The following is an 18,595-nucleotide window of genomic DNA, read 5'->3' on the forward strand; positions in this document are numbered from 1 at the left end:
CAGATCCATCCAGATACAGATTAACCATGTCAGGGTCAGAATCGGTTTCGAATGGCATTTTTCAAAGTTCTGATGATAAATTCCACCTCTTCATCAGTCGATGAAAGCGGAGGGCACAGGGTGAGAACATTATTGAACCCGGCGACGGTATCCCCGTTTTTGCCGATGATCAAGCCATTTTGCTTACATTCGGCAATCACCCCGGACACTTTTTCAAGCGCTAACGGCTTTTTGGACTCCTTGTCTTCAACCAGCTCAATCCCCATGAGAAAACCCAGACTGCGAATGTCACCCACATGGGGATGATCCTTGATTTCCATCATGCCGGCCGAGAGCCGGTCTCCCAGAACGCGGGCGCGCTCGATCAGGTTTTCCCTCTCCATGATTTCCAAATTTTTCAGCGCGACGGCACAGGCTGCCGGATTGCCGCCGAAGGTATTGACATGGCGCAAATAGGCATACTCGCCGGTCTCTTTGAACTTTTCATAAATCTCTTTGCGAACGGCGGTGGCCGAGAGCGGGAGATAGCCGCTGGTGAGCCCCTTTGCCATCGTCACAATATCGGGCTTGACCTGAAACTTCATATGTCCGAATTTCGCTCCCGTCCTCCCGAACCCGCAGATCACTTCATCCATAATGAGTAAAACTCCGTGCTTGTTACAGATTTCCTGCACTTTTTGCATGTAGACGGGATGCGGCACGATGACGCCACCGCCGGTGATGGCGGGCTCCATAATCACCCCGGCGATCGTTTCCCGGCCTTCCCAGATGATCGTATCTTCAATCGCTTGCGCGCACTCAAGATTGAACTCTTCCACCGTTTGACCCGCCGGGCGGCGATAACTGTCGGGAGGGCGGACATGAATGAAGCCCGCTCCCAGGGGTTCGTACTTATACTTTCTTTGCGCCTGCCCGGTTGCGGCCAATGCCCCCATCGAATTCCCATGATAAGCGCGATATCGCGAGATAAATTTAAAACGGGTGGGCTCTCCGTTTTGCTGGTGGTATTGTCTGGCGATTTTAAACGCCGTTTCATTGGCTTCCGATCCGCTGTTGGAGAAGAAAATGGCATACTCTCCTTCCAGCCATTGATTTAATTTTTCAGCCAATTGAATAGCGGGAAGGTGACTCTGCGTCAACGGATAATACGGCATCGTTTTCAATTGTTGGTAGGCGGCTTCCGCCAATTCCGTTCTGCCATAGCCGACATTGACACACCATAGGCCGGACATCGCGTCGAGATAGCGGTTGCCGTCAAGATCGGTGATCCACGACCCTTTTGCCTCCGTGATCACCATGGGAGGATTTTTTTCATTGTAAGAAGACATTTGATGCCACAGATATTTCCGGTCTTTCTCAATCACATCCGTCTTGCTAAACATCCACATGTACCTCCCTGTCAACGTTTTCCTCACGGGTGTAAAATTTCCCGTTCGGAAGTTTCCGGATTGAAAATACTGAGATTTGCAAAAAAAGATGAAAAAAGATGCTGAGAGTCAAATTTTTATTTCTCTCTATTTCCATTGTAATGAACTCTCCTTCCTTTTAGAAACGACTATTTTCTGTCTGGATAAAATATTTTGATAATAGGGAGCGAGTATGATATAAATAAATATGAATCTGCGCAAACGCTTTCACCATTCCGAGGATTTTTTGAAGGGGGTAGAACATTTGAGAGGAAAAAAGATTGTTGTCTTAAGCATTATTTTTTTGCTTTTGGTGCAAACGGTTGCATTAATCAGGGTTCCCGTTCATGCAGAGGAACGAACCGTCACCCTGGTCGGAAACTTGCAGGATGAGCTGGGCGGCTCTGAAGAATGGAATCCGGCTGACCCCAAAACAGTGATGACCAGGCACGAAGACGGAACCTACCGGCTCACAGGCGCTCTTCCTGCCGGAACCTATGAGTACAAAATTGCCATCAATGGCTCCTGGGACGAAAACTACGGAGCCGGGGGCGAACCAAACGGACCTAACTACCAGCTGACGCTGGAGCGTGAAATGACTGTTACCTTCATTTATAACGACACCACTCATCTCGTGACTGTCCCGATTCCTCTCTCCAAAGAGCAGCAGCCCCGGATCGTGGGTGACATTCAACCGGACATCGGAGCAGGCAGCGAGTGGTCCCCCGCCGAGTCGACCGCGTTCCTGGAAGACAACGACCACGACAATATTTACACTTACACCGCCACCGTTCCCAAAGGGAAACATGAATTTAAAATCGTGCTCGGAAACAGTTGGGAAGCGCCTGCTTACCCTTCCGAAAACTTCGTGCTGAACGTTTGGAAGGAGACGGAAATCACTTTTTTCTATAACCATGAGAGCAAAGCTGTTTACACCGATTACGATCCCGGCGTGCCGGACGGCCAGATTCAAATCAATGAACTTTATCATGACACGTGGGACGAGCTTTACCGCTCCCCGTTTGGCGCCGTCAAAGCCGGACAAAAAGTGAAGCTTCGCCTGCAAAGTAAAAAAGGGGATCTATCCCGGGCCCAGGTGATGCTCCGCAACCTGAACACCGGTAAAAGCATGAACGTTGAGATGGAAAATACAGGCTGGACCGAACTGAACGGCAAACAGGCCGAATTTTGGGAAGCAACGGTTCAGCCTGCGGAAAAAGGCGTGTATGGATATAAATTTATCGTCAGGGACGGGAACGCAGTTAAAGAATACGGGGAAGACGCCAAACAGGGCCATACCGGGAGCGCAGTCGACAACCAGGCGGCGCTGTTCCAATTAACGGTTTATGATCCCGGATACCAGACGCCGGACTGGATGAAAGAAGCAGTCGTCTATCAAATTTTTCCGGATCGTTTTTCCAATGGAAACAAACAAAATGATACAGCCAAAAAATTTGCCCGCGGGAGTGAACCCGTTGAACATCGTAAATGGGATCAGCTGCCCGACAATCCCCGTTTAAAAGAAAGCGAGGGATATGACGGGGACGGGATTTGGAGCAATGACTTTTTTGGGGGCGACATCACAGGAATTCAGCAAAAACTGGATTATCTGCAATCTCTGGGTGTGAATACCCTCTACCTGAATCCCATTGCCTCAGCGGCTTCCAACCATAAATATGATGCGACCGACTATAAGACCTTAGATCCCATGTTTGGTTCACCTGAGGAATTTCAGGCATTTGTCCGCGAATTGAAGAAACGAAACATGCGCCTGATCCTGGACGGCGTCTTTAACCACACGGGTGACGACTCCGTGTATTTCGACCGTTACGGCAAATACAAAACGGTCGGAGCCTACGAATACTGGTCGCGGATATATGACCTGGTGAACAGGGGGATCAACGAAGCAGAAGCGAAAAAACAGGTCGAAAAGCAGCTCATTGCTGAAGGTCAAGAGTTCAGTCCCTATGGCTTCCACAACTGGTTCAACATCGAAAACAAAAAGGAAAATGGCGTATACAAATACCAGGCCTGGTGGGGATTTGATTCACTTCCGGAAATCAAGTCCGTTCCCGGTTCATCGACCGGCCGCGATTCGGAACTCAATAACCGGAAGTTTGCCAATTACATCTTCTATGACGACGATTCTGTGGCCAAAACCTGGCTGGACCGGGGTGCTTCCGGATGGCGCCTCGATGTCGCCAACGAAGTGGACCCGGATTTTTGGCGTGAATTCCGCAAAGAGCTGAAAAAAGACCCGAAAAAAGAACCGCTGATTCTCGGGGAAATCTGGGATGACGCTTCCCAATATTTCCTGGGCGATCTGTTTGATTCCGTGATGAACTACCGGTTCAGAAATGCGATTCTCGATTACTTAAAGAATGGAAATGCCGAGCGCGCGGCTGAAGAACTTCGCGCGGTGCAGGAAGATTACCCACCCGAAGCCTTTTACGCCTTGATGAACCTGCTCGGTTCGCATGATACCCCCCGGGCTGCTTTTATCCTGGGCAACGGCACTGACTCTTATGAACGCGCCGAACACGATCAAAAATACAATCACCAACTGGGCCTGCAACGCCTGAAACTGGCTTCGATCATTCAAATGGGCTATCCGGGTGCTCCTACCATTTATTATGGAGATGAAGCGGGCCTGACCGGCTCAAAGGACCCTGATAACCGGAGAACCTATCCGTGGGGCAAAGAGAACCGGGATCTCATCAGGCACTACCAAAAAATCGGCAACATTAGAAACGAATATAAGCAGCTTTTTGCTTACGGAAAACTCATCCCCCTCTATGCCAAAGAGGATGTACTGGTGTACGCGCGCCACAACGGCAAACAGATTGCCATCGTCGCCGTCAACCGCGGCAACCGGACAAAAACGGTTCAACTCGACGTTAAAGAGCTGGTGAGAAACCACGTTCTGCTTACAGACCAATTGGACAAAAGCTACAAAGCGACAACGGCGGACGGAAAGCTCTCTCTCACCCTTCTGCCGATGAGCGGGCGCATGATGGTCTCCGGCAAAGGGCAAAATATCCGGCTGCCCAAGGCTGTATCCAACTTAACGGCTTTCGAAGGTGACCATTCCGTCACGTTAAAGTGGAACGGCAACGCCAAATCCTATCATATTTACCAGACGACGGTCAGCGGCGCTCTCTACCGCAAAGTAGCCGTGACCAACCAAACAAACATCACCATCCATGGGTTGAATAACGGGCGCAAATACTATTTCGCCGTCACCGCTGTCGACAAGGAGCAAAATGAATCGCTCAAAACCGCAACCAGGGAGGCGGTAATCCCCCATGTCAAGCTGTCTCCGGAGAATACTAACATTCAAAATATCACCCAGCTGGAGGAGGCCACACTGGATTTATCGAAACAACAAGTGGTTTCCGGGGAGATCTTCATCGCCGGAGCCACGGAAAAAAGCCAGGCTGAGGGTTTGATCGCCAAACTGGAAGTCAAAGAACCTGAGACGGAGGAATGGATTTCCCACCCCGCCGTGTATACGGGGCAAAACAATGAATTTAACCGCTTTTCCGCGCAGTTTTTACCGGTTACACCCGGAACTTATGAGTACCGGTATGCTTTCTCTGCCGATCTGGGACGCACATGGCTGAGAAGTGAAAGCAAATCGGTCACAATCGGCAAAGCAGAGGATACATCACCGCCCGCAGACGGCGTCACATTAAAGCAGCCCACCCGGGAATCCGGACAAGTCAACCTCACCTGGACGGTACAAAACAGCAAAGATCCCTATATGATCGCCGTGATCCGGAATGGAAAAACGATCGCTCAGCTTTTTGACACAAACCAAACCACTTACAAAGATACCGATGTAACCAATGGCACTCTTTACCGCTACCAAGTGAAGATCTTCGATCAGTATGGCAATGCGGTCACTTCCAATACGGTCAGTGTCACGCCTGATCTTGTAACAGTCAAAGTGACCTTCAAGGTACATGTCCCCGACTACACCCCACAGGATGTGAACATTACCATTCCGTCCAGTAAAAACGGATGGAACACCGGGGCATGGGAAATGACGAGAGCCGGAGCGGTAACGAATGACTATGAATACACCATCGAAGCGCTCGAAGGGGAAGTGATAACGTATAAATACGTCAAAAACGCCTCCTGGGATCAGGAAGGGCTGGCTGACCATACGCCAAACAATCCCAGTGATGATGATGTCAGTTATTACGGATACGGAGCACCGGGAACCGACCTGCAGATCGTCGTCAACAATCAGGGAGACAACCGGATGATTGTTCAGGATAATATCTTGCGCTGGATCGATCAACCCGTCGTCATCACTTCTCATACCGACGGACAAACCGTCACGTCAGACACCCTCACCCTCAAAGGAACTGCGATCAAAGAAGGGGTGCTCACCATCAATGGCGAATCCGTTCCCATCCGGGAAGATATGAGCTTCTCCCACACCGTTCCTTTAAAATCAGGACCAAACACCTTCAATATCCACATCGAACCTTCTGAAGAAAACAAAACGGCCATCTTCAGAAACGATGCCGGAGCGATTGCCAAGAATACAAAAGATCTCACCTTCACGATTTATAAAAATTAGAAGCATCCATTCACCCTAAGCCTTTCCCGGATTCGAGGAAAGGCTTGTTTGTATTAAATATTCTTAACAAACCGGAAAACAAAACTTAATAAAAGAAATGTACTGTAAACATATACTCTTTTAAACAATGTTTGAGAAAAAGAGGAAACCAAAAAATATTCAGACATGAACGATTGGAAATGACAATCATGTATGTTACATGATCTTTCATTCAAACATTTCAGGAGGTTTGGTCAGATTATGAGAAATCCTGATCATACTCCCTTCGATCATTCGTTCCCGAAACGAAAAGTCAAAAAAAAGCTGAACTCATACATACTCTGGTATGTGACGGGAATCTTTGTTGCACTGGTTGCCATCTTCTCGATCATCTATGCCTACTACCCGGTTGAAACCGATGAAGACTCAAAAAACAAGGTATATCCTGTTTCAGAAATCGTAAATCCTGACCAGACTGGCATGCCGGATGCTCCTGATCACAAGCGACAACCTGAATCTCCGGACCGCGCAAATGAATCAAATCGATCAGTTCCAGCGGAAGAGCCAAATCAAAAACAAAGCGAAGCATCTACTTTGGAACCGCAAAGAACCAATCTTCCTTCTGCAAACACGGACAAACCGCCTGGGACGGCGACGGAACGCAAGCCAGATACACAACCTGAAGCTTTACAGCCGACAGATCCAAAAACGAACGACCCGAAGCCGGAAAATCGGCGACCGGCTGCCAACCAACCGAAAAAGGAGAAAGAGAATCCAACTTTTTGGGACTCTCTGAAGGGTATCTTCCATATCACTCTGTACCTGAAAAAATTAACCTAAGATGCAACCAAACAAATGAAACTCCATGCTTATTTCCGTTTATGTATACCTGATCCTATTCAGTGCAAGAATAAGTCTGAATATCAAATAAGCAAGGAGTAAAGATGAATGAGACACACCTCTGCTTTATTGATCAAATTTTTGCTTACTGGCATTACTCTTTATTTAATATTGGGGTTGTTTTACCGGGTATCGTATACAGATGTTTTATTGACAACGGTTGTCCTGACGATCGCGGGCTATCTGGCTGATGTATATTTACTGCCGCGCATCGGTAATGTATTTTCCACTCTGACCGATTTGCTGCTAAGCTTCACCGTCATCTGGTTGATCGGTACATATTTTTTTGATACGGATATCGGTACCTATTATTATAAGCGGGATGCAATGCCCCTCTTTGAAGCATCCACGATCGGGGCGATCGCCATCAGTGTGGCCGAATGGTTTTTCCATCGATACCTGCAACGTGATACCGATGTGAAGGAAACGAATCCCTAGTCCCATCTCAAAAACGAAGATTCGAGCATAAAAAAGAGGCACTGTTCAGGTGCTGAGGCTGGTTTGAAAGTGACCGAAAGTCAGGCTGGCATCCTCATTACTTGGACAAGTGCCTTTTTTGTCATCTGCAAAATCAGATTACAAAATGGTCCTGTGATCCTCACGAATTTCCTTTCCCTCAAGAAATGATCACGGTTCAAAAATGGTGAACCCGCTCTTGTTCTTCAATGGATCCGGGAGATGTGGATTATGGGGTCATGAATCGGAAGGTTGAATGAAAAGATCTGACATTCCATCTGTAACGACGGCCCGGGTCATGGTAAACTGGTAAAGCAAGGTTTGGAGTCTGGTAATAAAAAAATCACATGGAAATGGTTGGAGTCATGACTGGCATGAACAAAAATTCATCTTTTATCCGAGCTTTTCAAGCCTATTCGCTCTATTTTGCCTGGATCGTTTCGCTTGTCGCTACGGGGGGAAGCCTGTATTTCAGCGAGATCGCCGGGTATATTCCCTGTACGCTCTGCTGGTTTCAGCGAATTTTCATGTACCCGCTCGTGTTCCTGCTGGGAATCGCCAGCTACCGGGATGACCGTTCCATCATCCCCTATATCTACCCGCTAACCATTGTGGGAGGCTTGATTTCGCTTTATCATGTCTTGTTGCAAAACATACCGGGGCTCGCCAACATTTCCCCCTGCACGGTTGGCGTTCCCTGTCATCTGGATTATATTCACTGGTTTGGTTTCATCACCATCCCGGTGCTCGCTCTTACGGCATTTATCCTGATTTCACTCTTGTTATGGAGCGCGTCGAAAGTACAGAAGGACTAGATAAGAACGTTGGGTCGATATCGATTGAAAAACCTGGCATTTGGGTGAAAATGCCAGGTTTTTTCTTTCATTGAGGAGTGTTTTGCAAACCGGAAGAATAAATTTGCGCTTCGGATTCAAATTAAAAAAGACAAAGGAGCTGATGATTGAGATGGCGGAAAAATACATCTTCGGCTATTTCCGTACGATCGAAGCAGCGCAAAAAGCGGCGGAAGAGCTGAAAAACCACGGATTTAACGATCTTCAAATCGACCGGTTTTCCCCCATGTCAGGCGGAAATCACCATGACTTTGATGATGATTTTGAAAACCCGTTTACCAACCAAGCCATTTCCCTGACCACCAGCACCCTCGGCAGTCCCAACCGTAACAACGACTATAATATTTTGGCCGCCGCCCATCCGGACGCCAGCGCGATGGCAGGGGGAAGTGGCTTTAACACTCCCGAGGATGTTTGTCTCACCGTTTTTACCGATCCCAAGCGTTATGATGAAGCTTATGCTTTGCTGGAAAAAGCAGGTGCCAAGTTGTAATAAAGGGAGCAACCCGACGGAGAGAGTGTCGGCAGTTGCTCCTTCGTTTGTTTCCGTTCAGCCTTCGTTCGGCTTTGATGATTTTACCTTCCCGTACACACCCCCGCCGCCTTCTTCCAATTCAAGGCGTTGTTCTCTGGCCAATCCGATCTGCCTGGCGATTTCACGGTTCGCTGTTCTGGCAATATCGTCCAGCGGGACATGGTGCAACACATTCATTTCGGTGCCAAAGGCAGCTAGTAAATGATCCAGCGTCTTCTTGCCCAGTTTGGGGATAAATTCCAGGGGCACCTGGTAAATATACGGCGGGCGGTGAGCGGGATGGCACAGCTCGCGGTCAGCGATGTCCATGATGCGGTCGCGCACTCCTTTTACCTTTTTCTCACTTCCGCAATTCGGACAACACCGTATTTCCGGATCGGCCGGCCATAACTGTTGGCACTGGAGGCAACGGGTGCGATAATATTTGCCCAGCCTCGGGTCCAATCCGTAATTGGCCGCCACCTTTCTTCCTTCCTGCCGGTACAAAGCGAATTTTAATTCTGTAAAACTCGCTTCTTTGACCATGAGTTCATTATACTCCCGCCCGATTTTGGCGAGCGAGTGAGCATCGGAGTTGGTGACAAAGGTAAAACGCTCCAATTCGGACAAATGGTCGGCAAGCGTGCTGTCAGAACTGAGGCCCAGTTCTACCCCGGCTACTCCGTCTAGGTCAAGCAGTTTCCCCATCCGGTCAGTCGCGCTGCCGTAGACGCTTTTAAAAGGAGTAAAGACATGGGCGGGAATGAGTATTCCGTCCAGCTCGGCCACTTTTTCCTGCAAAGATGACGCGGGGCGGTACAAACGCTGGGTGCTGAGTTGCACATTTTTCATATGTTGGCCCAACCACTCCGTAAAACGGCTGATCCTTTCCAGGGTGGGGAAATAACAGAGAACATGGGCCGCTCCCATACCCGGCTCCTTAATCTCAATCTCCGCCCCCAAAATGCAGGTGGTTTCCCTGTAAACGATGCCCCCGTCAGGATGCTCTTTGTACAACCCCGACCGGAGCCCCCGCCGGATCTCCTCCTGCACCGGAGGGGACTGGGCATCGATAATTCCGATCATCTGGATTCCTTTGCGGTGATACGATTCCCGCACGATCTGTTCAAAGGTCATATTGCGGGCAGCGGTGATTTTAACGGGCAAATGGCTTTCCGTTCTTCCGATGTGAATATGCAGGTCGGCAAATACAGAATTCAACCGGATCGTCCTCTCAGTGTCCGGTTCTGCCACAACAGGACAGCGGCCACCGTTTTGGCGTCACAGATATCCCCTTCAGCGATCTTGTCCAGGCACTCTTCCAGAGTGAGCTCAACCAACTCCACAAATTCGTCCTGATCCGGTTGATTCTTCCCTTTGGTTAACCCTTTGGCCAGATACAGGTGTAAGTACTCATCGGCAAAACCGGGGGATGTGTAAAAGGAATATACATGCTGCATCTCGGCGGCCCGGTAACCGGTCTCCTCTTCCAGTTCACGGAAAGCGCAATCGATGGGATCTTCGCCCGACTCCAATTTTCCCGCCGGAATCTCCAAAATGGTTTTTTCCAGCGGTTTGCGAAACTGACGAACCAAGACCAGTTTATTCTCATTTGTTACCGCCATCACACTGACGGCACCCGGATGTTTCACGATCTCCCGGGTGGATGTTTCCCCGTTCGGCAACTCCACCTGGTCAATCTGCAAGCGGACCACTCTGCCCTCAAAGATCGTTTCACTTTTTATAGTTTTCTCTTCTAAGCGGATCACGTGCGTCACTCCTCGTCGGCGGCTGTCATTTTCTCATTATACCTGACTCCGTACGTTTTTTCTAAAACAAATGCTCGCATATTTTATTCAAACGATGCGTATTCCAAAAGAGAGGAGCTGGAAACACTGATACCAAAATGAGCCTGAGAGGAGAGGGCGTTTCTATGAATGTAGAGATCAGCGACACGAGTTTGCGCATGTCGGGAAAAGTTTGGCAGATCCGCGCATTCCTCAAAGCCTGGTCCAAGCGGCCGATCACCCTGCAACAATTTATATACCTGCAAAAATGGAAGCGGCAGCGCAAAAATTAAAGGATCCCAACTTGTTCCCGGGGATTTTGCTGTAATAACGATTCATAGCGTTGGATATGGTTCGATCGATTGTGCAGCCCATGTCGGTACGGATCCGCTCCTTTCAGTTCCGCCGAACCCGGGCTCTCCTGATTCTTTAGAAGCTCAATCCCCATCTGTGGACCTTCTTGAGTAACCCGTTCAACCACATGCTCTTTACTTTGCCCATCTCCACACGATCGGGGATTTTTTTATATATTGAGAGTAGGAAATTATTTATCAAGATCATATTCCATCGTTAGAGGAAAGGAGTCCTTCGATGCAACCACGCGAATACATGCTTCATCAGGAGGTGCTGGACAGCCTGACCCCGCGCGAACGTCATACATATTTTGAGTTGGTGCGGCTGGCTGCTTCGGAAGACACCCTTCATGAAGAATTCCAAGTGCCGATTCCAAAAGGGAGCTGGATTATTTCCTACCGCCAGTTAGAGAGATTGCTGGATATCACCAGATCTACCATTCGAAGAGCGTTGATGCGCCTGGTGGAAAAAGATTTGATCGAGCTGACCAATATCGGGCCACACAAAGGGTCAGACGGGGTTCAATTCCGCACGCTGTGTAAGATCAAGCATTATCAGGAACAAAAAATGAACTTCCATGAAATCAAAAGAGAAATACATATAGCGCCGACACCAATCGAGATGATCCGACGAATGGAAGTTAACCATCTCGCCTTCCGCTTGGCGGAATTGGAGTCACTCAGATATCAAATGAAAGGACAGCTTTCACCTGATGATGGACGGAAGCTGGATTTGATCATCCAATCGTACCAAACGGCCAAACAGATGCTCACATCTCAGGAAAGCGCGGTTTCGTCTGCAAAATCGGACGCGGATGAAAACAGATGGACAGACGGTTTTCAACAAAGGGAAATAATCGGGACAATACAGGAATCATGAATTCACAGCGCATTTAAAAAGATGAGCAGGTTTTTGCATCTCACCATAGAAATTTATTTTTGGAGGTGAACATGCTTTGAACGCAGCTTTCCAAATTGAGAACAAAGAGTTCCTCCTGTCTGAACTGGAAAAGATTCACCAGTGGGAAGAAGAACAAAAAGACCTCTGGTTCTGGGAGAAAATCGGCCGAATTCCATTCGCCGTTTTGGATAAGATCACTCCGAATATTGTGCATGAGGTTCTCGGGAAGATCCTGGATGAAATTGGAGGTTACATACAAACAGGGGGGCAATATTTGATAAGTGAAGAAAATATTTTAACGCAACTCTCGGTGGCCAACGCGTCTTCCGATCCACTCAGTCTGGAGGATGTGGCTTCTCTTCCTCTTCAAACCATGGATCGAGTGGCGGCCAAACTGAAAGACTCGCGTACCCAATTTGCCACCATGCAAGGGGCCACAACAGGGTTTGGAGGGATATTCACCCTGGCGATCGACATCCCGGCACTGCTCGGCCTGTCTTTAAAAGTTTTACAGGAAATGGCACTGACCTACGGTTATGATCCAAAAGAAAAGAATGAACGCATCTTTGTGGTGAAATGCCTGCAATTTGCTTCTTCCGATTTCGTCGGCAAACAGGCCATCTTAAAAGATTTATCCCAATTCCACACGAAAAACGGGGAGCGGGAATCCATCTCCCGGTTGCAAGGCTGGCGCGAAGTGATCGCCACCTACCGGGATAATTACGGATGGAAAAAACTTTTTCAACTCGTCCCGGTGATCGGAATTCTTTTTGGTGCCTGGATCAACCGATCCACCATCGAAGAAGTAGCGGAAGCGGGCATGATGCTTTATCGCAAACGCAGAATATTGGATAAACTGGAAGAAATGGAGAAAAATACCCAAAACGGGTAAAAATCAAGCCGGTTCTCATTGGAGACCGGCTTGATTCTATGTTTTCCTTCACGCCTAAACAACCGCTTCCACTTTGGCGCATTCTTTTACCAATGCCAACACCAATTCCGCCGTTTTGATGAGTTCGGCAACCGGCATGCGTTCACTGGTCGTATGAATGTTTTCATAGCCGATCCCCAGGTTGACCGTCGGAATGCCGTAACCAGCGATCACGTTGGCGTCACTGCCCCCGCCGCTCGCCCCGATCTTGGGTTCCCGCCCTACTTGCTTCACTGCGGCAATCGCTTTTTGCACAACCAAATCGGATTCATCGAATTTAAAAGCCGGATAAAGGGTGACGGTTTCCACTTCCGCTCTTGCGTGAAACTCTTCGGCCGCTTCATGAAATGCGCGCACCATTTTCTCCACCTGGGCCTTCAGCTTTTGTTCATCGCGGCTGCGCGCTTCAGCGAGAATTTCCACCCGTTCAGGAACGACATTGCTGGCCGTGCCTCCCTGGAATCTGCCGATATTGGCCGTTGTTTCTTCATCGATGCGTCCCAGGGGCATTTTGGAAATGGCCCGGCTGGCCACTTGGATGGCGCTGATCCCATCTTCAGGATTCACGCCGGCATGGGCTGCTTTGCCGTAAATGGTAGCCAAAATTTTCACCTGAGACGGAGCTGAAGTGATGATCTCTCCGACCGGTCCGTTGGAATCGAGAGCAAAGCCGAAGTCGGCATGGATCAGGCTCCGGTCCAAGTGACGGGCACCCAGCAGACCGGACTCTTCACCAGCGGTAATGATCAGCTGGATGGTGCCGTGAGGAATCTTTTGCTCCTGAAGGATGCGAATGCCTTCCAGCAGAGCGGCCAGTCCGGCTTTGTCGTCACTGCCCAGAATCGTGGTTCCGTCCGAAACGATATATCCATCCTGAATCGATGGTTTAACTCCCTTACCGGGAGCCACAGTATCCATATGGCAGGTAAAGTAAACCGTCGGGGCATCATCAATCGTGCCTTGCAAGGTGGCGACGAGGTTTCCGGCGCCATGGCCCGTCTTCTCTGCGGAATCGTCTTCGACCACTTGGAGTCCGAGCGCCGCCAGTTTTTCCTTCAGAAGATCGCAGATCTCTCTCTCATCGCCGGTTTCGCTGTCTGTTTTTACTAGTTCTATAAATTCGTCTATGAGGCGTTGTTCGTTAATCAATTGAGATCCTCCATTCAGCTTTCAAAATACACCTATTTATTTTACAACAAAAATCTCCAAACGTCCTGCAACCCGATCTTTATTCAATAAAAACACTGGTTAAACTGTCATTATTTACTATAGTATGCTCATCCGCCATAAATCTACTACTTCATTCACCCATCAAAACAGCCGTTTCTGCTTCGTTCAGAAACGGCTGTTTTTCCTTCAAGAGGAAGTGATCAGGAAACCTTTATATTCTGAAGCATTTTTGTAGGATCGGGGTTATTTTTTGCTCCATTCTTTTTGCGGTGTCGCCGGATCACTTCTCTTCCAATTCCGTTTTTCAATGCGTTCCTTCCGGGTCAACAGTTCACGTCGACCCGCTTCGCGCCAGGGGGAAAGATCCCTCGGACCCCGGATAAAAGTGACGTGCCGTGAAGAGAACCCGCATTCTTGTGATGAACTGCGCAAGTCGCATCCAACCATCAAAGCCATCCCGCACACCTCTTTCCTTACAGCGGTATGTTCCCGTGCTTTTTCGCCGGACGGCTTTCGCGTTTATTGCGGAGCATTTCCAGGGCACTCTTCAATTTGGCTCTCGTTTCCCTGGGGTCGATCACATCATCCACCATGCCGTGAGCGGCAGCCACATAAGGGTTGGAAAACTTTTCTCTGTACTCTTGGATTTTTGCCTGCCGGGTGGCTTCCGGATCTTCACTTTCTTCAATCTCGCGGCTGAAAATGATGTTGGCAGCCCCTTCCGCTCCCATCACTGCCACTTCGGCGCTGGGCCATGCATAAACCAAGTCGGCTCCGATCGCTTTACTGTTTAAAGCCACATACGCCCCGCCAAAAGCTTTGCGGAGAATCACTGTGATCTTGGGCACCGTCGCTTCCGAATAAGCGTACAAAATCTTGGCCCCGTGGCGGATGATCCCGCGATGTTCCTGGTTCACACCGGGAAGGAAACCGGTCACATCGACAAAGGTGATGATCGGGATGTTAAAACAATCGCAGAAACGGATAAAGCGGCTCAGTTTATCCGATGAGTCGATATCCAGACATCCGGCCATCACTTTCGGCTGATTGGCGGCAATCCCCACCGTTTGTCCCCCGATGCGGCCAAAGCCGACCACGATATTACGTGCAAACTGTTCATGCACTTCCATGAAATCACCGTTATCCAAAATCAGATGGATTACTTTCCGCACATCGTAAACCTTGGTTCCTTCCACCGGCACCACTTCCGCCAGCTCGTCGATCCATCCGTCATCTTCTTTCACAAACACACGGGGCGGATCTTCCACATTGTTTTGCGGCAAAAAGGCTAACAGACGCCGCACCTGCTCCAGAACTTCGGGTTCGCTCGGAGCCGTGAAATGGGCATTTCCGCTCACACTGGAATGGAGACGGGCCCCACCCAGCTCTTCCGTGGAGATCACTTCTTTCGTCACCGCTTCAATCACTTTGGGACCGGTGATGAACATCTGGCTGGTGTTCTCGACCATGAACACAAAATCGGTGATGGCGGGCGAGTAGACGGCTCCCCCCGCACAGGGCCCCATAATGACGGAAATCTGCGGGATCACTCCGGAATAGATGGAGTTGCGGTAAAAGATGTGACCATACCCGTCCAGCGACACAACACCCTCCTGAATCCTCGCGCCGCCGGAATCATTCAGCCCGATAATCGGGGCGCCGTTTTTGGCTGCCAGATCCATGACCCGGGCGATTTTCAGGGCGTGCATTTCTCCCAGCGCGCCCCCGAACACGGTAAAATCCTGGGCAAAAACATATACCAGCCGGCCGTGGATTTTTCCGTAACCCGTCACCACACCTTCCCCCGGGGCGTCCATTCGATCCATTCCAAAATGGGTGGCCCGGTGCTCGACAAACGGATTTAATTCCACAAAGGTATCTTCATCCAGGAGCAAATCGATCCGTTCCCTGGCTGTCAATTTTCCGCGTTTGTGTTGCGCGCGAATGCGCATTTCTCCCCCGCCTTGTTCCACTTTGCGCCGACGTTCGGATAATTGTTCGATCTTTTGGTACATGTCCATTTGAATCTCCTACTCCTTTTCTTCTGATTTGACCGGTTCACACAGCTCCATCAGCACCCCGCCGGTCGACTTCGGATGCAAAAAAGCAATGTTCATCTGGTGAGCCCCGCGTTTGGGTTTGTCATGGATCAGGCGTACCCCCTTTTCAGAAAGCTGTTGGAGACGCTCTGTCAGGCCATTCACTTCAAACGCAATATGATGGATTCCCTCGCCGTGTCTGGCTAAAAATTTGGCAATCGCACTCTCTTCTGAAGTGGGTTCGAGGAGTTCAATCCTGCTTTCTCCGATGGTGAAAAAGGCAACCCGCACATGCTCGCTTTCCACGGTCTCGATCCCTTCAAAAGGGAGCCCCAGCACATCCTGGTACCATTTGATCGAGGCTTCCAGGTTTTGGACCGCGATGCCGATATGACTGATTTTCCTGGGTGCGTTTCCCCGGGTCATGCTTTTGCCTCCCTTGCCCCAACCGCTTGACGGATATAATCGGCGGTCTCTTTGGTCGTGGTGCCGGACGTAAATATCTCGGCAATCCCTTGTTCTTTTAAATAGACGATATCTTCTTGCGGAATGACGCCGCCGCCGATGACGATAATGTCATCCGCCCGGTTCTCTTTCAACAAGCGGACCACTTCCGGGAACAATTCATTATGAGCGCCCGATAAACAGGACAACCCGATCACATCGACATCTTCCTGGATGGCTGTGGCCACAATCTGGGCCGGGGATTGACGGAGGCCGGTGTAGATCACTTCCATCCCCTCATCCCTGAGTGCCTGGGCGATAATGAGCGCTCCCCGATCATGCCCGTCGAGGCCGGGTTTGGCAATCAATACGCGAATCGGTCGATTCATCAACATCCACCCCTATACCGGTTGATACTCTCCAAAAACTTCTCTTAAGGCATTGCAAATCTCGCCGACAGTGGCATACGATTTCACCGCTTCAAGAATATGGGGCATCAGGTTATCTGTCCCTTCCGCCGCACGTTTTAACCGGGCCAGTTTGCTCTTCACTTCTTCCTGGTCACGGTTGGCCCGAACCTGTCTCAGTTCTTCCATCTGTCTCTTGGCCAGTTCAGGATCCATCCGCATGATTTGCGGTTGAACTTCGTTTTCAATGCAGAACCGGTTGACGCCCACCACGATTTCGGTTCCCGCTTCGATTTTTCGCTGTGTCTCCAGGGCCACCCGATGGATTTCCCGCTGCATAAACCCTTGTTCGACAGCCTGTACCGCGCCTCCCATCTCGTCTATTTTTTCAATATAGCGAAGAGCCTCTCTCTCAATGGCATCCGTCAACTCTTCGATATAGTACGAACCCCCGAGCGGGTCCACCGTATCGGCCACACCGCTTTCATAAGCAATAATCTGTTGCGTGCGGAGGGCAATGCGTGCGGACTCCTCTGTCGGCAGGGCCAAAGCTTCATCCCTGGCGTTGGTGTGCAAACTCTGGGTTCCTCCCAGCACTGCTGCAAGCGCTTGCAGCGTCACCCGCACAATGTTGTTGTCCGGCTGTTGCGCCGTCAATGTGGAGCCGCCGGTCTGGGTATGGAAGCGCAGCTGTAACGAGCGCTCGTTCGATGCACGGAAACGCTCTTTCATGATTTTGGCCCACAGGCGGCGGGCGGCTCGAAACTTGGCAATTTCCTCAAAAAAGTGGTTATGGGCGTTAAAGAAAAACGAAAGGCGCGGAGCAAATTGATCCACATGGAGCCCTGCGGCAATGGCCGCTTCAACGTAGGCAATCCCATTGGCCAGCGTAAATGCCACTTCCTGAACGGCAGTCGAACCGGCTTCACGAATGTGGTAACCGCTGATGCTGATCGTATTCCATTTGGGCACATGTTCTGCACAGTAGGCGAAGATATCGGTAATCAGCCGCATCGAAGGCTGGGGAGGAAAAATATAAGTTCCTCTGGCAATATATTCTTTTAAAATATCATTTTGAATCGTTCCCCTGATTTGGTGCGGTTGAACTCCCTGTTTTTCTGCCACGGCGATATACATGGCCAGCAAAACGGCAGCAGGTGCGTTAATGGTCATGGAAGTGCTCACCTGATCCAGGGGAATGTCTTCAAACAGCTTTTCCATATCTTTGAGCGAATCGATCGCTACGCCCACTTTGCCGACTTCTCCCAAAGCCATCGGGTCATCGGAGTCATAACCGATCTGCGTAGGCAAATCAAAGGCGACACTCAGGCCCGTTTGCCCCTGCTCCAGCAAATAGCGAAACCGTTTATTCGTCTCAGCGGCAGAGCCAAAACCGGCATATTGCCTCATGGTCCAATACCGGCTTCGATACATGGTCGGATGGATTCCCCGGGTATAAGGATACTCGCCTGGCAACCCCACCTGTTCGTCCATCTCTTCCACGCTTTTTCCCCTGTTGTATAAGCGTTTCACTTCAATTCCGGACAGGGTTTCAAACCGTTCTTTTCGTTCCGGAGACTTTTCCAGCAATCTGCGGGTTTTCTCTTCCCACTTTTGATACCGTGCATCCTGAGATTCATTCATCATTGCTATGGTCTCCTCTCGTACAGGTTTTGTGCCTAACCATATCTATTCACATTTCCTGGCTTTTAGGGATCAAAAACCCCATTCAAGTGGATCGATCCATATCCTCAACTGACATAAATAAAACGCTTTCACTTTTTAATATAACAAATATTACACTTGTTTGGACTGTTTTTTCGAAATCCAACATTTGTGGACAGTTCAAGCTATGTCCTGTAA

The 18,595-nt window shown here is 49.6% G+C and carries 17 protein-coding genes; 8 read left to right on the forward strand and 9 right to left on the reverse strand.

Annotation, left to right across the window (positions count from 1 at the left end):
- Positions 1 to 35: 35 nt before the first annotated feature.
- Entirely contained in the window at positions 36 to 1,382 is a 1,347-nt protein-coding gene (locus BMW55_RS09330) for an aspartate aminotransferase family protein (RefSeq protein ID WP_280139764.1), read from the reverse strand.
- A 289-nt stretch (positions 1,383 to 1,671) separates the two neighbouring features.
- Here BMW55_RS09330 and BMW55_RS09335 point away from each other — a divergent pair, with 289 nt between their 5' ends.
- The 5 genes from BMW55_RS09335 (at position 1,672) to BMW55_RS09355 (ending at position 8,679) form a co-directional block, all read left to right on the forward strand.
- A complete protein-coding gene (locus BMW55_RS09335; protein WP_244527511.1) occupies positions 1,672 to 5,997 on the forward strand; it encodes an alpha amylase N-terminal ig-like domain-containing protein in 4,326 nt (1,441 codons plus the stop codon).
- A gap of 192 nt (positions 5,998 to 6,189) precedes the next feature.
- The gene (locus BMW55_RS09340) at positions 6,190 to 6,816 is read left to right on the forward strand and encodes a hypothetical protein (protein WP_139179476.1); all 627 of its coding nucleotides are present in this window, start codon (positions 6,190 to 6,192) and stop codon (positions 6,814 to 6,816) included.
- A 108-nt stretch (positions 6,817 to 6,924) separates the two neighbouring features.
- Positions 6,925 to 7,314, forward strand: coding sequence for a DUF2512 family protein (locus BMW55_RS09345; RefSeq protein ID WP_089967842.1), 390 nt, complete (start codon positions 6,925 to 6,927; stop codon positions 7,312 to 7,314).
- Between the two features lie 383 nt (positions 7,315 to 7,697).
- Positions 7,698 to 8,147: a disulfide oxidoreductase gene (locus tag BMW55_RS09350; protein WP_425283834.1), complete on the forward strand. Its 450-nt coding sequence runs from the start codon at positions 7,698 to 7,700 to the stop codon at positions 8,145 to 8,147.
- A 151-nt stretch (positions 8,148 to 8,298) separates the two neighbouring features.
- The gene (locus BMW55_RS09355) at positions 8,299 to 8,679 is read left to right on the forward strand and encodes a hypothetical protein (RefSeq protein WP_139179477.1); all 381 of its coding nucleotides are present in this window, start codon (positions 8,299 to 8,301) and stop codon (positions 8,677 to 8,679) included.
- A gap of 57 nt (positions 8,680 to 8,736) precedes the next feature.
- On the opposite strand, the gene BMW55_RS09360 is transcribed toward BMW55_RS09355, so the two are convergent.
- Together BMW55_RS09360 and BMW55_RS09365 are read right to left on the reverse strand one after the other, a co-directional pair.
- The gene (locus BMW55_RS09360) at positions 8,737 to 9,927 is read right to left on the reverse strand and encodes an endonuclease Q family protein (RefSeq protein ID WP_089968225.1); all 1,191 of its coding nucleotides are present in this window, start codon (positions 9,925 to 9,927) and stop codon (positions 8,737 to 8,739) included.
- A complete protein-coding gene (locus tag BMW55_RS09365; RefSeq protein WP_425283835.1) occupies positions 9,918 to 10,478 on the reverse strand; it encodes an NUDIX domain-containing protein in 561 nt (186 codons plus the stop codon). The genes BMW55_RS09360 and BMW55_RS09365 overlap by 10 nt, the downstream gene beginning before the upstream one ends.
- A 155-nt stretch (positions 10,479 to 10,633) precedes the next feature.
- Here BMW55_RS09365 and BMW55_RS19000 point away from each other — a divergent pair, with 155 nt between their 5' ends.
- The 3 genes from BMW55_RS19000 (at position 10,634) to BMW55_RS09375 (ending at position 12,633) form a co-directional block, all read left to right on the forward strand.
- On the forward strand, positions 10,634 to 10,780 hold the full coding sequence (locus tag BMW55_RS19000) for a Z-ring formation inhibitor MciZ (RefSeq protein WP_170839845.1): 147 nt from the start codon (positions 10,634 to 10,636) through the stop codon (positions 10,778 to 10,780).
- Positions 10,781 to 11,078: 298 nt separating this feature from the next.
- Positions 11,079 to 11,720 (forward strand): hypothetical protein, encoded by a 642-nt coding sequence (locus BMW55_RS09370; RefSeq protein WP_089967854.1) that lies wholly within the window; start codon positions 11,079 to 11,081, stop codon positions 11,718 to 11,720.
- Positions 11,721 to 11,814: 94 nt separating this feature from the next.
- On the forward strand, positions 11,815 to 12,633 hold the full coding sequence (locus BMW55_RS09375) for an EcsC family protein (RefSeq protein ID WP_089968227.1): 819 nt from the start codon (positions 11,815 to 11,817) through the stop codon (positions 12,631 to 12,633).
- 54 nt (positions 12,634 to 12,687) lie between these two features.
- Here BMW55_RS09375 and BMW55_RS09380 read toward each other — a convergent pair whose 3' ends face one another.
- The 6 genes from BMW55_RS09380 to BMW55_RS09405 form a co-directional block, all read right to left on the reverse strand.
- Positions 12,688 to 13,821: a M20/M25/M40 family metallo-hydrolase gene (locus BMW55_RS09380; protein WP_089967857.1), complete on the reverse strand. Its 1,134-nt coding sequence runs from the start codon at positions 13,819 to 13,821 to the stop codon at positions 12,688 to 12,690.
- A 264-nt stretch (positions 13,822 to 14,085) separates the two neighbouring features.
- Positions 14,086 to 14,298: a hypothetical protein gene (locus tag BMW55_RS09385; RefSeq protein WP_089967860.1), complete on the reverse strand. Its 213-nt coding sequence runs from the start codon at positions 14,296 to 14,298 to the stop codon at positions 14,086 to 14,088.
- A 17-nt stretch (positions 14,299 to 14,315) separates the two neighbouring features.
- Positions 14,316 to 15,857 (reverse strand): acyl-CoA carboxylase subunit beta, encoded by a 1,542-nt coding sequence (locus tag BMW55_RS09390; RefSeq protein WP_089968230.1) that lies wholly within the window; start codon positions 15,855 to 15,857, stop codon positions 14,316 to 14,318.
- A 15-nt stretch (positions 15,858 to 15,872) separates the two neighbouring features.
- Positions 15,873 to 16,307, reverse strand: a complete 435-nt coding sequence (mce, locus tag BMW55_RS09395; RefSeq protein ID WP_089967863.1) for a methylmalonyl-CoA epimerase — start codon at positions 16,305 to 16,307, stop codon at positions 15,873 to 15,875.
- Positions 16,304 to 16,714 carry a cobalamin B12-binding domain-containing protein gene (locus tag BMW55_RS09400; RefSeq protein WP_089967865.1) on the reverse strand — a complete coding sequence of 137 codons (411 nt, stop codon included), beginning with the start codon at positions 16,712 to 16,714 and terminating at the stop codon, positions 16,304 to 16,306. Before BMW55_RS09400 ends, mce begins: the two co-directional genes overlap by 4 nt.
- A 12-nt stretch (positions 16,715 to 16,726) precedes the next feature.
- Positions 16,727 to 18,376, reverse strand: a complete 1,650-nt coding sequence (locus BMW55_RS09405; protein ID WP_089968233.1) for an acyl-CoA mutase large subunit family protein — start codon at positions 18,374 to 18,376, stop codon at positions 16,727 to 16,729.
- Between the last annotated feature and the right edge of the window lie 219 nt (positions 18,377 to 18,595).

Source organism: Lihuaxuella thermophila (assembly GCF_900110165.1).
In the GTDB taxonomy this organism is placed as follows: Bacteria; Bacillota; Bacilli; order Thermoactinomycetales; family Thermoactinomycetaceae; genus Lihuaxuella; species Lihuaxuella thermophila.